General features: G+C 61.8%; 18 protein-coding genes. 16 read left to right on the top strand and 2 right to left on the bottom strand.

Translation table 11 applies throughout. From position 1 onward, the window contains the following. Positions 1-22: 22 nt before the first annotated feature. The 9 genes from VGN12_01670 to VGN12_01710 all read left to right on the top strand — a co-directional run bounded on the left by VGN12_01670 (position 23) and on the right by VGN12_01710 (position 8,879). The gene (locus VGN12_01670) at positions 23-1,360 is read left to right on the top strand and encodes a FliI/YscN family ATPase (protein HEY4308132.1); all 1,338 of its coding nucleotides are present in this window, start codon (positions 23-25) and stop codon (positions 1,358-1,360) included. A 63-nt stretch (positions 1,361-1,423) separates the two neighbouring features. Continuing rightward, complete coding sequence (fliJ, locus tag VGN12_01675) at positions 1,424-1,870, top strand: flagellar export protein FliJ (protein HEY4308133.1); 447 nt, start codon at positions 1,424-1,426, stop codon at positions 1,868-1,870. A 276-nt stretch (positions 1,871-2,146) separates the two neighbouring features. Next, positions 2,147-2,605, top strand: a complete 459-nt coding sequence (locus VGN12_01680; protein ID HEY4308134.1) for a FliM/FliN family flagellar motor switch protein — start codon at positions 2,147-2,149, stop codon at positions 2,603-2,605. 29 nt (positions 2,606-2,634) lie between these two features. Then, on the top strand, positions 2,635-3,408 hold the full coding sequence (locus VGN12_01685; protein HEY4308135.1) for a flagellar biosynthetic protein FliO: 774 nt from the start codon (positions 2,635-2,637) through the stop codon (positions 3,406-3,408). Then, entirely contained in the window at positions 3,401-4,267 is an 867-nt protein-coding gene (gene fliP / locus VGN12_01690) for a flagellar type III secretion system pore protein FliP (protein HEY4308136.1), read from the top strand. The genes VGN12_01685 and fliP overlap by 8 nt, the downstream gene beginning before the upstream one ends. A gap of 99 nt (positions 4,268-4,366) precedes the next feature. After that, entirely contained in the window at positions 4,367-4,633 is a 267-nt protein-coding gene (gene fliQ / locus VGN12_01695) for a flagellar biosynthesis protein FliQ (GenBank protein HEY4308137.1), read from the top strand. A gap of 39 nt (positions 4,634-4,672) precedes the next feature. Further along, a complete protein-coding gene (locus tag VGN12_01700; protein ID HEY4308138.1) occupies positions 4,673-5,476 on the top strand; it encodes a flagellar biosynthetic protein FliR in 804 nt (267 codons plus the stop codon). Positions 5,477-5,499: 23 nt separating this feature from the next. Continuing rightward, entirely contained in the window at positions 5,500-6,558 is a 1,059-nt protein-coding gene (locus VGN12_01705; protein ID HEY4308139.1) for an EscU/YscU/HrcU family type III secretion system export apparatus switch protein, read from the top strand. 263 nt (positions 6,559-6,821) lie between these two features. Beyond that, a complete protein-coding gene (locus tag VGN12_01710) occupies positions 6,822-8,879 on the top strand; it encodes a cation:proton antiporter (protein HEY4308140.1) in 2,058 nt (685 codons plus the stop codon). A gap of 44 nt (positions 8,880-8,923) precedes the next feature. Here VGN12_01710 and VGN12_01715 read toward each other — a convergent pair whose 3' ends face one another. Continuing rightward, positions 8,924-10,081, bottom strand: a complete 1,158-nt coding sequence (locus tag VGN12_01715; protein ID HEY4308141.1) for a hypothetical protein — start codon at positions 10,079-10,081, stop codon at positions 8,924-8,926. A gap of 283 nt (positions 10,082-10,364) precedes the next feature. After that, entirely contained in the window at positions 10,365-11,813 is a 1,449-nt protein-coding gene (locus VGN12_01720; protein ID HEY4308142.1) for an AI-2E family transporter, read from the bottom strand. A gap of 240 nt (positions 11,814-12,053) precedes the next feature. On the opposite strand from VGN12_01720, the gene VGN12_01725 reads away from it, so the two are divergent. The 7 genes from VGN12_01725 to VGN12_01755 all read left to right on the top strand — a co-directional run bounded on the left by VGN12_01725 (position 12,054) and on the right by VGN12_01755 (position 20,067). Next, a complete protein-coding gene (locus VGN12_01725) occupies positions 12,054-13,025 on the top strand; it encodes a lysylphosphatidylglycerol synthase transmembrane domain-containing protein (GenBank protein ID HEY4308143.1) in 972 nt (323 codons plus the stop codon). Positions 13,026-13,135: 110 nt separating this feature from the next. Continuing rightward, complete coding sequence (locus tag VGN12_01730) at positions 13,136-14,128, top strand: glycosyltransferase family 2 protein (protein HEY4308144.1); 993 nt, start codon at positions 13,136-13,138, stop codon at positions 14,126-14,128. Beyond that, positions 14,112-15,536 carry a hypothetical protein gene (locus VGN12_01735; GenBank protein HEY4308145.1) on the top strand — a complete coding sequence of 475 codons (1,425 nt, stop codon included), beginning with the start codon at positions 14,112-14,114 and terminating at the stop codon, positions 15,534-15,536. Before VGN12_01730 ends, VGN12_01735 begins: the two co-directional genes overlap by 17 nt. Before the next feature lie 145 nt (positions 15,537-15,681). Further along, positions 15,682-15,924 carry a hypothetical protein gene (locus VGN12_01740; protein HEY4308146.1) on the top strand — a complete coding sequence of 81 codons (243 nt, stop codon included), beginning with the start codon at positions 15,682-15,684 and terminating at the stop codon, positions 15,922-15,924. 180 nt (positions 15,925-16,104) lie between these two features. Beyond that, on the top strand, positions 16,105-17,805 hold the full coding sequence (locus VGN12_01745; protein ID HEY4308147.1) for a hypothetical protein: 1,701 nt from the start codon (positions 16,105-16,107) through the stop codon (positions 17,803-17,805). A 199-nt stretch (positions 17,806-18,004) separates the two neighbouring features. Next, a complete protein-coding gene (locus tag VGN12_01750; GenBank protein ID HEY4308148.1) occupies positions 18,005-19,003 on the top strand; it encodes a GDSL-type esterase/lipase family protein in 999 nt (332 codons plus the stop codon). Beyond that, positions 19,000-20,067, top strand: coding sequence for a saccharopine dehydrogenase NADP-binding domain-containing protein (locus VGN12_01755; protein ID HEY4308149.1), 1,068 nt, complete (start codon positions 19,000-19,002; stop codon positions 20,065-20,067). The genes VGN12_01750 and VGN12_01755 overlap by 4 nt, the downstream gene beginning before the upstream one ends. Positions 20,068-20,088: the final 21 nt, after the last annotated feature.

Consider the following 20,088-nt stretch of genomic DNA (forward strand, 5'->3'; position numbering starts at 1 on the left):
ATCGGCAGCATTAATGCGCGACATGCACGAACAACTCGCCGAGATCATTCCCACGGCCATGACAGGCCGGCTGGTGCGTAGCATCGGTACCGCCGCCGCGGTGACGGGATTCCGGGCGCCGCTGGGCGCAACGGTCGAAATCGAGCGTACCGGTGGTCCGCCTGTGACGGCCGAGGTGATCGGATTTCGTGATGATCTGACGCTCGTGGCTCCTCTGGGAGATCTGCAAGGCGTTCATCATGGGAGCACGGTTCGCTTGCGTCAGACGCGCAACTGGCTGCGCGTCGGCCGGGGATTGCTGGGACGTGTCGTCAACGCGCACGGCATGCCGATCGATGGCCGGGCCGCGCCGGCCCTGACGGATCGCGTCCCCCTCGACGGCCAGGCGCCGGGCGCGGTCACGCGTCCGCGGATCAGTCGGCCTTTGCAAACCGGCGTCCGCGCGATCGACGCGCTGCTGACCTGCGGCCAAGGGCAGCGAATGGGAATCTTCGCCGGCGCCGGAGTCGGAAAGAGCGTGCTGTTGGGCATGATGGCGCGCAACTCCACGGCCGACGTCAACGTGATCGCGCTGATTGGCGAACGCGGCCGCGAAGTCAACGAGTTCATCGAGCGCGACTTACAAGCCGCCGGCCTGGCGAGAAGCGTGGTCGTCGTGGCAACCAGCGACGAGCCTGCACCGCTGCGGACGCGCGCCGCGCACGTCGCGACGGCGATCGCGGAACACTTTCGAGACACCGGCGCGCAGGTGTTGCTGCTGGTCGATTCGCTGACTCGCTTCGCGCTGGCGCAGCGCGAAATCGGTCTAGCAGCAGGCGAACCGCCGGCGACGCGCGGATATCCGCCCTCGGTTTTTGCGGCACTACCGAAGCTGGTCGAACGGGCCGGGTTGAGCCCGCAGGGCGGGATCACGGCTTTTTATTCGGTACTGGTCGAAGCCGATGATCCCAATGAACCGATCAGCGACACCCTGCGGGGATTGCTCGATGGCCATACCTGGTTGTCGCGAAAGCTGGCCAGCCGCGGCCAGTTTCCCGCTGTCGATGTATTGGCGAGCCTGAGCCGATTGATGTCCGAGATTACGACGGCTGAGCATCGGCAAGCGGCGCAGTTTGTGCGCGAACTGTTGGCAGCCTACCGCGACCATGAAGATTTGATCTCGATCGGCGCCTACCGGCGCGGCAGCAATCGCACGGTCGATGCGGCGATCGACATGCTGGAACCGATTCAGCACTTTCTGCGCCAGGCCGTCGATGATCCTTGCACGGCCGACGAATCACGCGAGGCATTGATTGCCTTGTGGCGAGCGGCGCTTGAGCGCGCTCAAGCAACCGGCAAGGATTCGCAGGCCCGGCAATAGGTTTACAAGTTGCCGCGACTCACGTGTGTCGTGGTGCACTGACGGCGGCGGCGGGATGGCAGTATGCCGAACTTCGTATTTCGTCTGCAGTCGGTCTTACAAGTACGCGCAGCCCAGCGCGACCAGCGCCGGCAGGAAATGGCCGGGCTGCTTGCGAGCGAGCAATCGTTGCAAGATCGGCTGGCGGAACTCGACGGCGAACTGCACGTGCTTTCCGCGGAACTGGCCAATTGGAATGGGGCGATTGACCTCGCGCATCGGCTGGATGTCGATCGATATGCGATGATCCTCCGCGCCGACCGTAAGCAAGTAGAACAAGCAGCAATCGAACTGGACGCGAAAATCACGCTCAAACGCCAGGAACTCTTGACCGCGGACCGGGATGTTCGCTCCTTGGAGAAGCTGCGCGAGCAGCAGCAAGAGGCGTTTGCCGCCGACCAGCGCCGCCGCGAACAACGCGAGTTGGACGAGGTTGCGGCACGTGCCCCCGTTTCGCTGCGCGAAGTCTAAGTTTATCGGGCTGTCTTTCCTGCATGTGCTAGCAGCTATCGTTCCAGGCGGCTAACGGTAAGGGGCACTTTCACGTGAGTGTCGACAGACGCTCTCGATCGGCGTTGCGGCCGCGTGGTTGGCCTTGATCGAAGCCATGAATTGCGGGACAACTACCCGCCCGCTGCCCGCAACGACTGCTAGCGGTCTTGCATTGCGCTTCCATGTTGACGCGCGCACGTCGGCGCCAGCACGAGCCATTCCGTAGCGTCGCCATAACGAAGGATGTTGTTCGGCATGACCGCCGCGAACCCTCTACCGCACGGACAAGCTGCCCACGCTGCACGCGTTTCGTCCGAGCGCGGTCCGACGATCGATCAACTGCTTGCCGAAACCGAGCACGCGATTGCAGCTATCGAGCCACCGCCGGCAACACCTGCGCAGCGCGCCGAGCGATTCGCGTTTCGCGATTTTGCCGAGAGCAATGCGGCATCATCGGGGGCCGGCGCGGCAATGGCGGAAGCGAGCGAGTTGGAGTTAAGGATCGAACTGGGCCGCACCCAGGTGTGCGGCGATGACCTGGCCGAGCTACGACGCGGTTCGGTCGTATCGCTCGACAAGGCGCTCAATGAACCGGTCGACGTCGTCGCCCATGGCACGGTCGTCGCACGCGGCGAAGTCGTGGTGATTGACGGCGATTTTTGCGTACGCATCACGGCACTGGCAATCCAAGATTCGGTGGCGGACGCCGCGTAATTATGAGATTGCGAAGTCGAATTGAATTCATGAATGTCCGCACGTCAAAACGCCGTGAGATCTACTGCCAACGGCTTGCCGTTTTCGTCGTTCTTGGCTGGGTTGTTCTCGCGACATCTTCGCTGATGGCGGCGCCGCCAGCAGACAATGTCGCACCGATGTCCGCGGATCCACGTCGGCCCGTCAAGCAGGCAACGCACACGGCGACTTTACCGGCCGATCGGGCGTTTACGAGCGTTCCACATCCAGACGCCCAGCGTGCGCAACCGGCGGCGCGTCCCGCGCAGCCACCAGCCGAGGAAAAAACTCGGCTTTCGAGCGAGGGGGACCGTCGCGCCAATTTGACCGCGCCGCGCGAATCAAAACATCTGCTATCGACCATCGCCAGCCTGGCCCTCGTCCTGGGGCTATTTGCTGTCGTCGTTTGGGCGATGCGCCGCGGCATGCCGAAAACGCAACAACAGCGCCTCCCCAACGAAGTGGTCGACGTGTTGGGCCAGGCCACCCTGGGGCATCGGCAGCATGTGCAACTGCTCCGGCTGGGCGGACGATTGCTACTGCTGAGCGTGACCCCGAACGGAGCCGAAACCTTGGCCGAGGTGACAGACTCGGCCGAAGTCGAGCGCCTGACCTCGCTGTGCCGCAAGTCCACCGCGCGTAGTGCGGCGCCCAGCTTCCGCGATGTGTTTCAGCAGTTTCGCGCACCCACTTCGCTTCCACCTGGCCCGTTGGCTTCGACTACGACAAAGACACGCTCCCTCGGTGGGACGATTCTAAAGAGCGCGGAGGGGAGCGATGGCTGATCCATTCGGAAGCCATGAACGCTTCGTCAAAACAACGCACCGTGGCTGGTGTGCTGCGCGGCCGTGGCTGCTGGCGGTCGTCGCCGTGGCTTGTGCATTCTCAGCACGCGCGGTTCTCGCCGAGGAAGGGGCCAATGCTCCGGGCAGTTTACAACTGCCTGCCAGTTTGCTGGCCGGACCCGAGGAATGGACGAGCCCCGAAGGATTGAGTTCCACGATCCAGGTGATGCTCGTCATGTCAGTGATGAGCTTGGCACCGGCGGTGCTATTGATGACGACGTGTTTCGTACGAATCGTCGTCGTGCTCAGCTTGCTGCGGCAGGCGATCGGAGCGCAGCAGTTACCGCCCAATCAAGTAATGACGTCGATATCGTTATTCTTGACATTGCTGGTAATGGCGCCTGTCTGGAAGGATGTTTACGACCAGGCCGTGGTTCCTTACACCAGCCGACAGATCAATTTGGAAGAAGCGTGGAACGCCGGCAGCAAACCGGTCCGGCGTTTCATGACCATGCAGATCGAAAAGACCGGCAACGGCGACGACGTCCGACTGTTCCTGGACTATCTGCCGAACACGGCTGCGCATGACTACCAATACTACGAGGACGTGCCGATCACGGCGATTCTGCCCGCGTTCATGCTCAGCGAGTTGAAGACTGCATTCTTGATTGGCTTTCAGATCTACCTGCCCTTTCTGATTCTCGATATGGTGATCTCGAGCGTGCTGGTGTCGATGGGCATGATGATGCTGCCGCCGGTACTGATCTCGCTGCCGTTCAAGTTGATGTTGTTCGTGCTGGTGGATGGCTGGCACCTGGTTGTCGAAATGCTGCTGTCCAGCTTTCAGGCTTATGGGTAGCGGTCAGGAAGCGATCGTCGCCTTGGCAAGATCGCCCAGGCGATAGGCTGCCCAGCAATTTGCATCGCCGCTAGCGAATTATTGAAGCGGGAATCACGGATGGATCCTCAAACCGCAATCGACCTGGTTCGCGAAGCGATCATGATGACGCTCATCGTCAGTGCGCCGGTATTGATCGTGGGCATGGGGGTCGGACTGGTCGTGGGGCTACTGCAGGCGGTCACGCAGATTCAAGAGCAAACGCTGTCGTTTGTTCCCAAGCTCGTCGCGGCGCTCACCGTGGTCACGGTGAGCATGCCGTGGGTGGTGTCGCGGATGGTCGAATATTTTCGCGATCTGGTCGAGAATATTCCGGCTTCGTTGTGAGTGCCGATCCGCGCTCGTCCTTCAATCGTCAAACGATTCATGCCCGCAATTGCTGAACTCCTGACGACGCATCTGTACCTGTTCACGCTGGTGCTGGCCCGCGTGGGTGGCCTGGTCATCACGGCCCCCATGTTTTCGGCGCTGGCGGTTCCAAAAAACGTGCGCGGGGTGATGGGCTTCGCGCTAGCCTTATTGATCGCGCCAACGCAAACTCACATTGCAATCGCAGCGCCCACGACGTCGATCGACTGGGTGCTGGCGCTAGCGGTTGAGTTATTGCTGGGACTAGCGCTCGGGTTGGGAACCGCGATCCTGGTGGGTGGCGCACAATTGGCCGGGCAGCTGATCGCGCAGCTCAGCGGTTTATCGCTGGCCGAAGTGTTCGATCCGAACCTGGGCGCCACGGTGCCACTGTTCTCGCAATTGCTCGGTCTGTTCAGCGTGGCCGTGTATTTATTGATCGGCGGTCATCGTTGGCTGCTGGCCGGACTACTCGAATCGTTTCGGGCCCTTCCGCCGGGAGGGGGACATCTGCCCGCGGAAGTAAGCCACACGCTCGTCTCGATAATGACCGAAGGTTTCTCCCTGGGAATTAGGGTTGCCGTGCCGGCGATTGTCGCGCTCTTGCTGGCGACTATCATTCTGGGCTTACTGAGTCGGACGATGACGCAATTAAACGTCATGTCGCTGGGGTTCGGGCTGAACGCGCTCGTCGCGTTCGGGGCACTCGCGATATCGTTGGGCAGCGCCGCCTATCTGTTCGAAGACGAATTTCAACCAGCGATCTCACGATTGCTGGACGCCGTAGGCCCGTCATCAGCGGCTGTCTCGGGAAACCATTGACCGCTTCGTGAGCGGGTAACTGCATGGCTGAGTTGGATGACGATAAGTCGCTCGACCCCACGCCGCATCGCCGCCAGCAGGCGCGCGAGCAGGGGCAGGTGGCGCGCAGCCAGGATGTCGGCTCGGCGATTTTATTGTGCGGCGCGATCGGTGTTTTACTTTGGCTGGGCCGGCCTTTGGTTGATTTTTTGGGCCATCTGATGGTCCGACAACTGGGTGGCGAACCATGGCTGGCCGCCGATGTTTCCTTCGTAACACGCGTCTGGCAAGGGCTGATGACCTCGCTTGCCGTGGCACTGTTGCCCATTCTGGCGTTGATGATGCTGCTGGCGATCGTGGGCAATGTAGTTCAAGTGGGATGGATATTTCTGCCAGGCAAAGCCCTGCCGGACGTCTCGCGCATCGATCCCTTGAAAGGGATCGGGCGATTGTTTTCCTGGGCCAACGTGACACGGTTGGGGTTTGGCCTGCTGAAACTGGTCGTTGTCGCGGGAGTCGCCTGGTACAGCCTGGCAGGTCAGGGAGGCAAGATTTTCAATTGCGGTCAGTTGCCTTTGCCGGAGCTGGCCCAATTCATGACCGAGCTGATTATCTGGACCGGTCTAAAGATCGGTATAGCGTTGTTCGCGATTGCCGGGTTGGACTACGCGTACCAGCGCTTACGACATGAGCGCGATCTGCGCATGACGCCGCAAGAGATGCGTGCCGAGCTGCGCAATCTGAACGGCGATCCGCAAATGGCCAATCGTCGCCGGGCGCTGCGGCAACAGTTCGCCAAATCTGCCGGTGCCGGCAATCCTGGCGCGGCCGATCTGGTCGTGACCGATGCCGAGGGGCGCGCCGTCGCGATCCAGTACGACGCGGACACGATGGCCGCACCGATTGTTGTTGCGAAAGAGTCCGGCGTGCGCGGCGAGCGGCTCGCGGCCACGGCCAGGCAACGGGGGTTGAACATCGTAAGCCGTCCACAGCTTGCCCAGGCACTTTTCGACAGCGTTGAGGCGCAGGAGCCCATTCCGCGCCATCTGTACACCGAAGTCGCGGCGCTGCTGGCCCGCGCCGAATCCAGCGCCGGCGTTTGACAGTCCGACTTTGACAGGCTCGAATGTGGGCCCTCGGCGCGCACGATTCCCTGCCGCGCCAAGCTTTTTGTCGAGCAAAGGCGAACTACTGCGGGCCGTCATCGCTCGATGTCTCTTGCGGCACACGAGCGAAGCTGGTTGACTCATGCCGGCCGGGGTGCCAGAGGTGAGTTCGCCGTCGCTCGCCCGCGCTGCCGCGCGTAGTATGCTTTTTGGATCCGAACGCCAGCCAGGCGCCGTGAGTTCTCAAGTCGAATCGCCTGATGCACGAAGCCCAAGAATTCCTTCAAACGCTGACACTGGTTCTCTGTGTAGCGGCGGTCACCACCGTCGTTTTCCAGTGGCTGCGCCAGCCCGTGATCCTGGGCTACATGCTGGCCGGCATGGTCGTGGGGCCGCACATCCCCGTGCCGCTGGTGGCTGATAGCCACATCGTTAGCGCCTTGGCCGAGTTGGGCGTGATCTTGCTGATGTTTTCGCTGGGTATCGAGTTCAGCTTGCGCAAGCTCGCGCGGGTGGGTGCCACGGCCGGATTCGTAGCGATCGTGCAATGCAGCCTGATGATCTGGCTGGGCTATCTGATCGGTCAGGCGTTCGGCTGGAGCTGGCTGGCAAGCCTGTACGCTGGCGCCGTGATTTCGATTTCCAGTACCACAATCATCGTCAAGGCGTTCGAAGAGCAGCGCATCAAGGGAGACTTTACGCAAATCGTCTTTGGCGTCCTGATCGTCGAAGACATGATCGCGATTCTGTTGATCGCCATCCTTACGGCGCTATCGTCCGGGAAGAGCCTGGGGCCAATTGAATTGGCCGTGCAGGGAGGCCGGCTGGCGCTGTTTCTGCTCGTGCTGACAGTAGTTGGACTATTAACCGTGCCCCGTGCGATGCGCGCGATCGTCCGTTTGCAGCGCCGCGAGACCACGGTCGTGGCCGCGGTGGGGCTGGCGTTCGGCTTCTCACTGTTGGCGTCGACGTTTGGCTATTCGGTGGCACTGGGCGCATTTCTGGCGGGCAGCCTGGTTTCGGAATCCGGAGTCGAGCGGACCATTGAACACCTCGTTCAGCCGGTGCGTGACGTGCTTGCCGCGGTGTTCTTCGTGTCGGTCGGCATGCTGATCGATCCGGCCGATATCGCGGCGCATTGGGTGGCGGTGACCGTGTTCTTCGCTGCCGTGGTCGTTGGCAAGGTGGTCGCCGTGACGCTCAGCGCGTTTCTAACGGGACAAAGCATTCAGACCTCGCTCAAGTCGGGCATGAGCCTGGCGCAAATCGGGGAATTCTCTTTCATCATCGCCGGGATCGGGATTACGACCCAGGCCACGGATCACGTGCTGTATTCGATTGCCGTGGCTGTCTCGGCGTTGACGACGATGCTGACTCCTGCGTTGATTCGCTCGGCCGCGTCGACGGCGGCCGCGGTGGATCGCAAACTGCCGCACCGGCTGCAAACTTTCGCGGCGCTATACGGATCATGGTTCGAAAAGTTGCGCGCCACGAGCGCGGCCAAGGAGACGTCGCGCGTCCAGCGGCTCGCACGCTGGCTGGTCGCTGATGCGGCGGTCTTTACCGCGATCGTGATCGGTGCCTCGATCGAGTTGGGCGAGTTTTCCGACTATCTCGAGCAATCGTTCAACATCGCACCGCGCGTGGCGGCCCTGATGGTGATCGCCGGCGCAGCGGCTCTCTCGGCGCCGTTCTGGCTGGGCATGATGCGCATGTCCCGAGCGCTCGGCTTCGATCTGGCGATGCGCGCCTTTCCCGCATCTGGCCAGGGGAAGGTCGACATGGCTGACGCCTCGCGGCGGATGCTGGTCGTGACGCTGCAAATGGCGATTGTCGTTCTAGTCGGATTGCCGGTCGTGGCGATAACGCAACCCTTCTTGCCCCGACTGCAGGGCGCGGTGGTTCTCTTGTTGTTGCTGGTGCTTTTGGCCTTCAGGCTGTGGCGGCAAGCAACAAACTTCCAGGGGCATACCCGGGCCGTGGCACAGGCCCTGGCCGAGGCTTTGGTGCAAGAGACGCAAAACGCGCAAGCCGTCGCCGACACGACGCGCAGCGAAGATGTGGATCGCGTGCTGGCTGGGTTGGGCTCGCCAATTCCCGTCCGACTGGCCGCCACCAGCCCCGTGGTTGGCAAGACGCTAGCGGATATCGATCTGCGGGGCGTGACGGGGGCCACCGTGCTGGCGATTCGGCGCGGCGAACTCGTGGTGCCGGTGCCATCCGGGCATGAGCGATTGGCCGAGGGGGACGTGCTGGCCGTCGCCGGCCGAGAGTCCGCCATCGCAGCGGCGCGAGAGCTTTTGCAAGGCGCGGTCTGACGCGACCAGAGCTTGGTGGGCAGTCACCGGCTCAGCGCTACCACTCAGCCGGCATGCAGTTGTGTCAGCAGCGAACGATATTGGTTACGCAGCGACAACGTGTTCATGCCCAAGTATAAATTCGCACCGAGCGATGCAAACAGCGCGAGCATCGACCCGACGAGCGGTAGCCACGGCTTCGGCTCGGCCTTGGTGCCGGACTCGCTCGGCGGCGGTTCATCATTTTTCCCCTTGGCCTCTTTGCCCTCGTCGCTATTACCGGTGGCGGGGCGCGCGCCACGACCATTCGCAGCGCTCGCGCCGGTGCCAACGGCGGCGTTCTCGCCGGTCGTCGATGACCTCGTCTCGGCCGGTGGCGGAGCATTTAGTCTTACGTCGGCCGGGGGCTCGGCCCTCGGAGGCTTACGTATCGACGGCGATGCTCCGGGATAGGAGAAATCGACGTTCGACGAGTTCGGTGCAGCTTCCTGACCGGTCGGGGGCGGATTGCCAAGGTAAGTTGGCGCATTGGGAGCTGCGCCCCGCGGATCGGTTTCGAGTGATGGCCGTGTTGTCGAGGGGGGATCATAGGGCGAGGACGAGGCTGCCGCCGGGCGTTCGGGATCGGTATCGATCGGCGGTACGGTATTGTCGGCCGGAGGTGGCGGCAAGTTGGGCAACGTCCCAGGCGACCCGCTGCCAGCCGGCGCAGCGCCAGTCGAAAATCCAGGCTGGCTCGCGCCCGTCGGCGCCGGGCCTGGCGCAAAATTTCCAGGCGGCGTGTACGGCGGAGGATTATTCGGCGGCGCAGCATTTGGCGGCGCACTGCCTGCCGGAGAATTGTACGCCGGTGGAGGGTACGACGGCGGGGTATACGCCGGCGGCGGACCCACAGGGGTTTCGCCCGGCGGAATTGGTATCTGGAATGGTGACGGCGGCGGGCTCCCATTGGCGGGCACCTTCGCCACTGCCGAAGTACTGGCGGTAACGGGCGGGGGCTCGCCCTCATGAGGCAACGGTCCGTTCCCAACCGTGATGCGATAGGTGCGAATGCCCTGCAGGGACGGCGGAAGCTGGCTCGACAGATCCTGCCCATCTTTCAAGCTCTCGAGCGTTTGCGGTTCGAGCTGAATGATGTATTCGAAGCCTCCGTCGGGGAGCGGCTGCCAACCGACGTCGATCGCGACAACGCTCGCGGCCACGAGTGCCAAAATGCCATTCATCGGCCCATTCCTCGCATCTAACTGGTCACAGGTTTTCGATCGCCGCGGTGCGATCGACGCGCGTTGATTTGATTCAGGCGATCGAGTGAGCTACCCACGTCGCGTCGCCTGGTCCGATTGTGAACAACTCTGAACCTCTAAGACTACCGTGGGACGATTCTGCCGACTAGCAGCGGAGTGAATAACCGGGCCCGCCCACGGGGCAATGCGGCCGGATTTGGCGCCCCAGTGCTTGCGGACAGTTGGCATCCGTCAGCGGGCCGCGGTTCACCGTGGCGATTGCTTATTCTGCCGGTAGGGCCGGCCTGGCAATCTGTGCCTGCGCAGGCTCGCCGAGCGCTATCAATTCCGCATGCAGCATGTGCAATAGCGCCTGCAAGAACGCCATGCCCATCGGACCGACAAAAATACCGATTGGCCCCAGCGCTTTCATCCCTCCCAGGATGCTCAAGAGCGCCAGGAGCGGATGCAACTTCGATTGCCCGTGCAACACCATCGGTTTGATCAGGTTATCGATCATCGAAACGACGAGCGCCCCGTAAAGTGCTAGGGCCAAGGCCGGCATAGCGCGCTGCTCGTAAAACAGCATCCACAGACTGCACGCGCCCCACACGGCCGCCGCGCCGACGAACGGAATCATCGCCAGCAGCATCGTAACGACGGTCAGCAGGAACACGCTCTCGAAGCCGGCGAAGAAATAGCCGATGCTCGCCAATAATCCTTGTGCGAAAGCCGATAGAAGTGTGGCCAGCACTACGGCGCGGCTGATCGTGGAAAACTCGTTGAGCAATTCTTCTTCGTAACGATCATCCAAAGGGGAGAGATGCATCAATGCCCGAATCATCGACGGACCGTCAGCCAGGAAGTAATAGAGCGAGAGAATCATCACCCCCAGCCCCACGACGACACTCCCCAGAAATCCCCCCACAGCCTGACCGGTGCCGAACAAAAACGGCATAGCCCAGCGCTGCAACGATTCCAAAAAGCTACGAATCTGTTCATCGCTGGGATTCATCTGGCGGCGCAGCCACGCAATCGTCGGCGACCCCAATAGCGATTCGCGAAACGTGGTGTAGGCTGCTTCGAGATCGGGAAGCGCAGCCGTGAACGCCGGCAAATCCGGCGATCCCTCGGTGAGACGCACTACCTGTTCGTCAAATCTCTGCCACGACGCGGCAATATGTTGCCGGGCTTCATGATTGAAACTTTCGTCCTCGGCTTCCGGATTTTCCAGGGCGAGTTGTGCGTGAATCTGGTCCAGGTCGCGATCAAGCCGGCCGGCCAGGCCGTGCAATTCGTCGAGCGTGCGGCTGTGCAAATGCACGCCGTCGGCAATCTCGTCCACTTCGAGGCCGATCGATTGCAGGGTCAACTGCACGTCTTCCGGAGGCATCTCGAGGTGAAACTCGCGCCGCAACTGGCTGAGCCGGTCGCCGACGACTTGCGGTTTGATTTCGGTGGCGATCTCGACCGCTTCGCCCGCGGCCCGGGTGAGGATCAGCAAAGTCGGAATCAGCACGATCAGCAGGATGGCCGACGTGGTTACGCCGGCGGCGATGCGGTCATGCCCTGCTGCGCGCGCGATGAACCATTTGTGCAGCGGGCGGAAAATCACGGCCAGCACCAGCGCCAGGAACATGGGGAGCAAAAAGCTCGACATGACCATGAACGATAGCGCGCCGACCAGGATCGCAATGGTCAACAGCACCACGAACGAGACAATACGCGACATGCAAGCGGCCTCCCTGCGCCATCTTGGCGGATCAAGCAGGCGTATTGTACAAAAGCGGCACAAAGATCACATGCCACGGCCCGCAACGTACAGGAGAAGGGCAAAGTGTCTGTGGCCGGGGTCGGTGACCCCGCAGCGGCACAGAGCGGTTCCGGCCTCGAAGAGGCCAGCCACAGAAGATGAGGCAATTATCGTTCACATCATGAAAAACCTTGCAGCGATAATAACTTGGGAGTGCCGATGACGACCGGCCGCGGCCGCGCCAAGAAATACGCCGTCGCCGCTCTCAAGGTCGCGATTGTCGCTGCCGTGTTGTGGGGGATGCAGCGCACGATCCGCGCGGCGCTTGCGGACCTCGACCAACACGAGTGGAGTGCCGCCACGCTGCGTCCCGGTTGGTTGATCCTGTCGAGCGTGGCGTACCTGGCCGGGTTACTCCCCTCGTCACTTTTCTGGCATCGCCTGTTGGAGCTATTTGGTCAGCCGGCAGCGCGCGGGAGAGCGGTTCGCGCGTGGTATATCGGTAGTCTAGGAAAGTATGTCCCTGGCAAGGCGACCGTGGTCGTGCTGCGCACGGCGCTGTTGCGTCGCGACGGCGTGGGGATCGCGGTTTCGACCGCCACGATCTTCTACGAGACCTTGACCACGATGGCCGTGGGGGCCTTCGTTGCGGGGGCGATCCTGCTGGTGATGATGCACGACCGGTGGGAACTGGTAGTGCTCTCGGCCGGCATGATGCTAGCCGCTGGTGCGCCTACCATTCCGTGGGTCTTCAAACGCCTAGCTCGTCTGGCTGGAATCGAACGCGCGGCGCCAGCGGCGATCGACCGGCTCGACCAATTGAAACTGCGCGGCATCGCCCGCGCGTGGTTGGAACTCGCGGTCGGCTGGTGCCTGATCGGGCTTAGTATTTGGGCGACGCTGTGCGCCATCGACGGCGAAGCGTCGCATGCGAATCCGCGCGAGATCGCGCTATCGATCGCGGCCGGTGCCATGTCGGTCGTAGCAGGGTTTGTCTCCCTCATCCCCGGTGGGCTGGTGGTGCGTGACGCGGTGCTGCTGGAATTACTGGCCCCGGCCGTGGGAAAAGGCCCGGCCCTGGTCTGTGCGCTCGTGGCACGCCTGGTTTGGCTACTGTCGGAAGTAGGGATTTCGATTATCCTATATCCTGTAGGCAGGAGACCGCCGGACGCCACGCCCGAGGCCCCCTAGGCCATCGCGGCATGCCTGCCAAACCTCGCCCGCCGGCGCGAATTGTTCATCAGCGACTCGCCGCCGCCACTGGTCCGGTCCCGCCTGAAACACGAACCGAGCTTTTCAGCATGTTGTCGGCCGTCATTCCGGTATTCAACGAGGTCGACAGCCTGGCGACGCTGCACCGCGAAATCAGCGAAGTGGCCGCGGCCGAAAAGCTGGACGTCGAGATCATCTTCGTCGACGACGGTTCGTCGGACGGCTCTTGGGAAGTGATTACACGCCTGGCCGGCGCCGATCCGCGCGTACACGGTATTCGCTTTCGGCGCAACTTCGGCAAGGCCGCGGCGCTGAGTGCCGGTTTTCGCGCGGCACGCGGCGAACGGATTGTAACGATGGATGCCGACCTGCAGGACGATCCGCGCGAGATTCCTCACTTCTTGAACCACATGGACGTCGGGTTCGATGTGGTCAGTGGTTGGAAGCAGGTGCGTCACGATCCCTGGCACAAAGTGCTTCCCTCGCGCGTGTTCAACTGGATGGTCAGCTCGATGACCGGCGTCCATTTGCACGACCACAATTGCGGAATGAAGTCGTACCGACGAGAGATCTTCGACGAAGTTCGGTTGTACGGCGAACTGCACCGCTTCGTGCCGGTCCTGGCCTTCGCGCGCGGCTTTAAAGTCAGCGAATTGGTGGTCCATCATCGGCCGCGGCGATTCGGAAAATCCAAATACGGCATGCATCGGATCGTCAAAGGCTTCCTCGATCTGCTGACCGTGAAGTTTCTGACCGGCTTCGGCCAGCGTCCGCAGCATTTGCTCGGCACGTTGGGACTGGTCTGCTTCCTGCTCGGCGGTTTGGGACTGAGTTACCTGAGCATTTATTGGCTCGCGGCGCGTATCTATCCCGACTGGGGATTGCTGCCGCTGCATCAGCGGCCGGCGATGCTGTATTCGCTCGGCGCCCTGCTGCTGGGAGGTCAGTTGATGTCCATCGGTTTTCTGGCCGAGTTGATCACGGCCTATCATGGCCGCGATGCCGACACGTATTCCGTGGCCGAAGAAACGCCCGCGCCCGAGCGTCCTGCTGGAAAGAACCTGCATGAACGCTCAGCCTGATGACGGCGCGGCTCGGCTGCGCTGGGGCGTGTACTGGCTGCTGATCGTAATCGCTTCCGGGGGCATTCTGGGACGAATGCTGGCCGTGAACTCGGTCGACTACGTCCGGCTCGAGAAGCACCTGAAGCGAGAAGGGCGAATGCAACGTCCCTTTCTGAGCGCGAATGATCGCAGCCGCTGGGCCACGGTTCGCGCCTTGGTCGAATACGGCACCTATGCAATCGACGACGTCGTGTCGCAGCCCAACTGGGATACGATCGACATGGTGAAGCATGGCGATCAGGGGCATGCCGCGCCCGAGGCCGGCGAGGGGCATCTTTATTCCAGCAAACCACCGCTGTTTCCCACGCTGATGGCGGGCGAGTATTGGTTGATCGCCAAGCTGACGGGCAAGACGCTGGCCACGAATCCGTTCGCCATCGGGCGCTTCATGCTGGTGACGATCAACCTGATCCCTTTGATAATCTACTTCGTGCTGTGGGGGCGACTGGCCGATCGATTGGGGACGACCGATTGGGGACGCATCTTCACGATGGCCTGCGCCACATTCGGCACGTTCCTGTCGACATTCGCCGTGGTGATCAACAATCATTTGCCTGCCGCGGTGACGGCGCTGGCCACGGTTTACCTGGCGATACGGATCACGGTCGATGGCGAGCGACGGCTTTGGTATTTCGCGCTGGCAGGTTTCTTGGCCGCATTCACGGCCACGAACGAGTTGCCGGCGCTTTCGCTGTTAGGTGTCACTGTTGCCCTGGTCGGCTGGCACGCGCCACGGCAAACGCTGCTCGGTTTCCTGCCGGCGGCCGTCCTGGTCGCGGCGGCGGCGTTCGGGACGAATTACCTGGCGCATCACACCTGGGCCATTCCCTATGCCCATCGCGAAAGCGGCGACAACTGGTACGACTTCAAGTATGTAAAGGACGGCAAGGTCCGCGAAAGCTACTGGGCCAACCGCGCGGGCCGCAGCCCGATCGACCAGGGCGAAGAATCCGTCAAACGATATGCCCTGCACGTGCTCGTGGGCCATCACGGCGTCTTTTCTCTCTCGCCGATTTGGCTGCTGAGCGTCGTCGGATTGGTGATGTTATGTGCCAGCCGTGACCCGCGGTGGCGCGAGTGGGGTTTGGCAATCGCGGCGGTGTCCATCGTGTGCATGGCCTTTTATATTTTGCGGCCGCTCGATGACCGAAATTACGGTGGTATGACCAGCGGCTTTCGCTGGGCCTTCTGGATGGCCCCGCTGTGGCTCGTCGCGATGCAGCCTGCCGCCGATTGGGCCAGTCGGAATCGGTGGTCGCAGATCGTGGCGGCTGTGCTCTTGGCGATTTCCGTCATGTCGGTCGCCTACCCGACCTGGAATCCCTGGACGCAACCCTGGCTGTGGGATGCGCTTGAGTCGCTTTAATCCTGGCGGTTGGAAAGCCAAGGTCTCGCGCCTGCTGGACTGACTGCTCCCTGCAATTTGGCACGCCGCGTGCAACTGTAGAACGTCCGTCGTTCGCGCGCTTTAGAGCGCCGGGGTTCCAGGCAAACAGTGGAGATCAACTGCCATGTCGCACCACAGCCATTCTGATGACAGCCAATGGGGATTGTGCAAAGACTGCAAATGGTGGCAAATCGAGCCCAGCGCCAAGGCCAGTGGTCACTCGGTGGGCGTCTGCATCGAGGAGAGCTTGCAGGAATTTCGTTTGCGCATCTCGGGCAACGGTGGCTGCACGCTGTTTCTCGAAGGAAAGCCGGCCCGCGCTAAAGGCTCGGCCGATAAGCCGCCGACGAGAGTGGCCGTCCGCTAGGGGGCTTAGTCATTTGGCTCGGTCGAGGGACGACGATCGCTAGAGGCGCAGCTTGCCGGACGAGGGTCGGCGGGCAACAATTCGCCAAGGTACGCTCCGCATGCGCCGCTGAAACAGTGGCCTACGGAGCACGCTACGGTTGTGGATTCATCCCTCTAGCCCGTGCAAGAGTTAACGCGAATGGCTGCCAAGAAACCGCTGGGCGGAGTGATCCACACTTATCAGAAGTTCGATCCGAAGCATTTTCCCAGCCCTACGCAGCCGCCGCCGGACATGGTGTCGTCCGCGTTCGAGCACATGCTGATGTACGGCAGCATGCGCGAACTTACAGATGACGAACTGGCCCGGGCCGTCCATCTAGACCCCAGCATGATTGCCGGACTGGGGCCCAGCCTGGATGCCATCCGTGAAATGCTGCTGGCGCGGAAGGAAAAGATCCTTTCCACGTATGAAACGAAGCGGGTGCAGAAGGACGCCGCCGATCGCTATCAGAGCGAAGGGCGCGAGATGCGCCCCCCCAAGAAGCTGCGCAAAGCGGTCGAGCGGGCGTTTCGCGACGAGCAGTTGCGCGAAATTGAACAACTGTGGTATTTGGCCGGTGGCGAGCGCAGCGATTTCGCCAACGATCTACTGCGACTGGCCGAACGGCTGGGGGACAAGTACCAGATCGACGAAATGGCCGGCAAGTACGAGTTCACCGGCCACACGCGCATGACGATTCCGCAGGCCCTTGAGATTAAGGAAGAATTGGAGAAGATCGACGAGCTTCTCAAGCAGCTTGACGAGGCGGCACGCACCGCGCAGATCGGTGTGATCGATATGGAGGAGCTGTCGGAGTTCGCGAATCCCGGCGACATCGAACAGTTGAACGCGCTGCACCAGCAAATCCAGGATTATCTGCGCGATCTGGCCGAGCAGCAGGGACTGGAAAAAACGAAACGCGGCTTTCGACTCACTCCAAAAGCCTACCGGTTATTTCAGGGCAAGCTGCTGGAGCGAATCTTCAGCGAACTCGAGCCGTCGCGCACCGGCCGGCACCAAGGGCCGATCGTCGGCGAGGGGGCGGTCGAACTGCAGCAGACGAAGCCATACGAGTTCGGTGATTCGGTCGCGCAGATGGACATTCCGGCCACGCTCACCAACGCCATGATCCGCTCGGGCGCCACGCTGCCTATCCGTTTGCGCTCCGAAGATATCGAAATTCACCGCACGCGCAATACGCCCAAATGCGCCACGGTGGTGCTGATGGATATGAGCGGTTCGATGCGCTATGGCGGGCTGTACATCAACGTAAAGCGGATGGGGATAGCCTTGGATGGGCTGATCCGCCGCGAGTTTCCCGGCGATTTCCTGCAGTTCGTCGAGATGTACACCTTCGCCAAACCGCGGCACGTGAGCGAGATCGCGTCGCTACTGCCGAAAATGGTGACGATCAACGATCCCTGGGTGCGGCATCGCGTCGATATGAGCCGCGACGATATTACCGAGGCCCAGGTCCCGCAGCATTTCACCAACATTCAGCACGCGCTTTCCATGTCGCGCAAGTTCCTGGCGCTGCAGCCGACCCCCAATCGGCAGGTGATCTTGATCACCGACGGGCTGCCGACGGCGCATTTCGAAGGCGAGCAGCTTTACCTTTGCTATCCGCCTGACGAACGCACGGAAAAAGCAACGATGCGGGAAGCCAAGTTATGTCAGCGCGACGGCATCACGATCAACATCTTCCTGCTTTCCAGTTGGTCGCAATCGCGCGAAGACGTGCAGTTCGCTTATCGGCTGGCCGAGTCGACCAAGGGACGCGTTTTCTTCACCGCCGGCCGCGACTTGGACCGGTACGTGGTGTGGGACTACGTCAGCCGCAAGCGGCAGATCATCTCGTAGCGCACGGATCGTTTGCGACCGCGCCGCGAAGACTTCGACCATCGTATGCCACGCTTTCCTAGTTGCCTTGGGGGGCGAGCAAGCCCAAATCCGGTCCGTCGTTGCGGCCGTTGCAGGCGGCAGCTATTCTGGCGCTGCCTGGGGAAGGCGGCCCCACGTAGTTCTGCACCTGTCGAATCACATCGTGGGAAGCTCGCTAATGATCTGGAACCGATCCAAGAAACTCTTTTCCGCTTGGCTGCCGCTTGGTGTGCTGGGCCTTCTGATCACGGCCCATGTCGAAGTCATCTCGGCCGCGAGTATCCGTATGGCTGTCCTCGGAGACAGCATTAGCGCCGGTAGCGGCGTCTCGGGCGGATCGCCCAATTGGGTCGCTCAGTTGAAAACGGCCGGCGGCATCACGTTCACCGATAAAGCCGTGGGCGGCGCCACTTCGGACACCGTCGTCAGCGGGCAGCTCAGTTCCGTCGTCACGCTGGCTCATAACGGCTCGATCGACGATTCGACGTTGATCATTGGCGGCAACGACGCGGTCGCGGCCGCGCTCAATATTGCCGGGGGCGGTGATCCCACGGCCTTCATCAATGACTACGTCGGTAATATCAAGAACGTGATCAATTCGATCGCCGCGGCGAATCCAAACGTGCATCAGGTCTTTGGCAATATGCCGGATGTGACCGTTACGCCCGCCGTGCAGGAAGTGGCCGCGGAAAATGGCATCACGCTGGCACAGTTGCATTTAGTGAGCCTGGCGATTGGTCAAGCCAATGCGCAGGCCGATGCCTATGCCTTGTCACACGGCGTGCCGGTGGTCGACTTGTACTCGGCCAGTCAGCAAATCACACCGTTGATTCCCTTGACGTTGGGTGGGCACACCTTCACCACAGCCTTTGCACCCGACGATTTTCATCCCGCTGTGTTCCTGCAGGGCTTGCTGGCGAACATGGTCGACACGGCCTACAACCAATACTTCCATCAATCGTTGCCGATCATCAGCGATCAGCAGATCGTGCGAAATGCTGGCTTCACGCCGATCACGAACCCGCCGAACACGGACCCGACGTACTTCAACGTGCAACCGTTCGTGATTCTGCCGACGCCCGAGCCGGCGAGCGCTGTGTTGGCTGTAATGGCGGTCCTAGGCCTACTTGCTTGCGGACGACGACGTATCGTGGCCGTAGCGCGAAGCGTCCGATGAGCGCCGCGGAGTGGATGATCTATGGCGCCAACGGTTATACGGGGCGCTTGATCGCCGAAGAAGCGGCGCGCCGCGGGATGCGGCCCGTGCTGGCTGGCCGTTCGGCCGACGCAATCGTGCCGCTGGCCACGAAGCTGGGCTGCCCGCATCGTGTGTTCTCGCTCGATGGTGCGGCCGCTGAGCAGCTTTCCAGCATGCGTGTCGTGCTGCACTGTGCAGGACCGTTTTCAGCCACGGCCCGGCCGATGATCGACGCCTGCCTGAAAGCGCGTACGTCTTATCTGGATATCACCGGTGAGATCGACGTTATCGAATTAGCGGCCAGCCGTCACGATGCGGCGCAGCGGGCTGAGGTGGCCGTAATTCCGGCAGTCGGTTTCGACGTTGTACCGAGCGATTGCCTGGCGGCGCAACTGGCCGCGGCGTTACCGACAGCCGAAAGATTGTTGCTGGCGTTCGAATCGACGGGCAGCCTTAGCCCCGGCACGGCCAAGACATCGCTCGAAAGCCTGCCGCACGGGGGGCGCGTGCGTGTGAACGGTCAAATCGTGCGCGTTCCGACGGCCTGGAAAACACGCGAAGTCGACTTCCCCGGGCGCCGGCTGATGACAGCCACGATTCCCTGGGGGGACGTGGCGAGTGCTTATCATTCGACCGGCATCAAGAATATCGAAGTCTACGTGGCCATGCCCCCCGGTCAGATACGGCAGTTGCAATGGACGCGCTGGTTGCTGCCACTGGCGGCGCTTCCACCGATCCAGCGCATGGCGCGTCGACGTATCGAGCGCACCGTGCCGGGCCCCAATGCCCAAGAGCTGGTGAAGACTCGCTCGTCATTCTGGGGGCGTGTCGAAGATACGGCCGGCCAATACGCCGAGGCGACCCTCGTTACCCTGGGGGGCTATCCGTTGACGGTCGTGACCTCGCTCATGTTCGTCGAGGCAGCACTAGCCGGCACACTGCCGACAGGTTTTTCCACGCCGTCGCGGGCGCTCGGAAAAAACGTTATCGAGCGTGTTCCCGGCGCACAATTCTCTTGGCGCCATCGTCCGGCAACGGCTTAATCCGACCGCAACACTTCAGAC

The sequence above is a fragment of the Pirellulales bacterium genome (assembly GCA_036499395.1).
Taxonomy (GTDB): domain Bacteria; phylum Planctomycetota; class Planctomycetia; order Pirellulales; family JACPPG01; genus JACPPG01.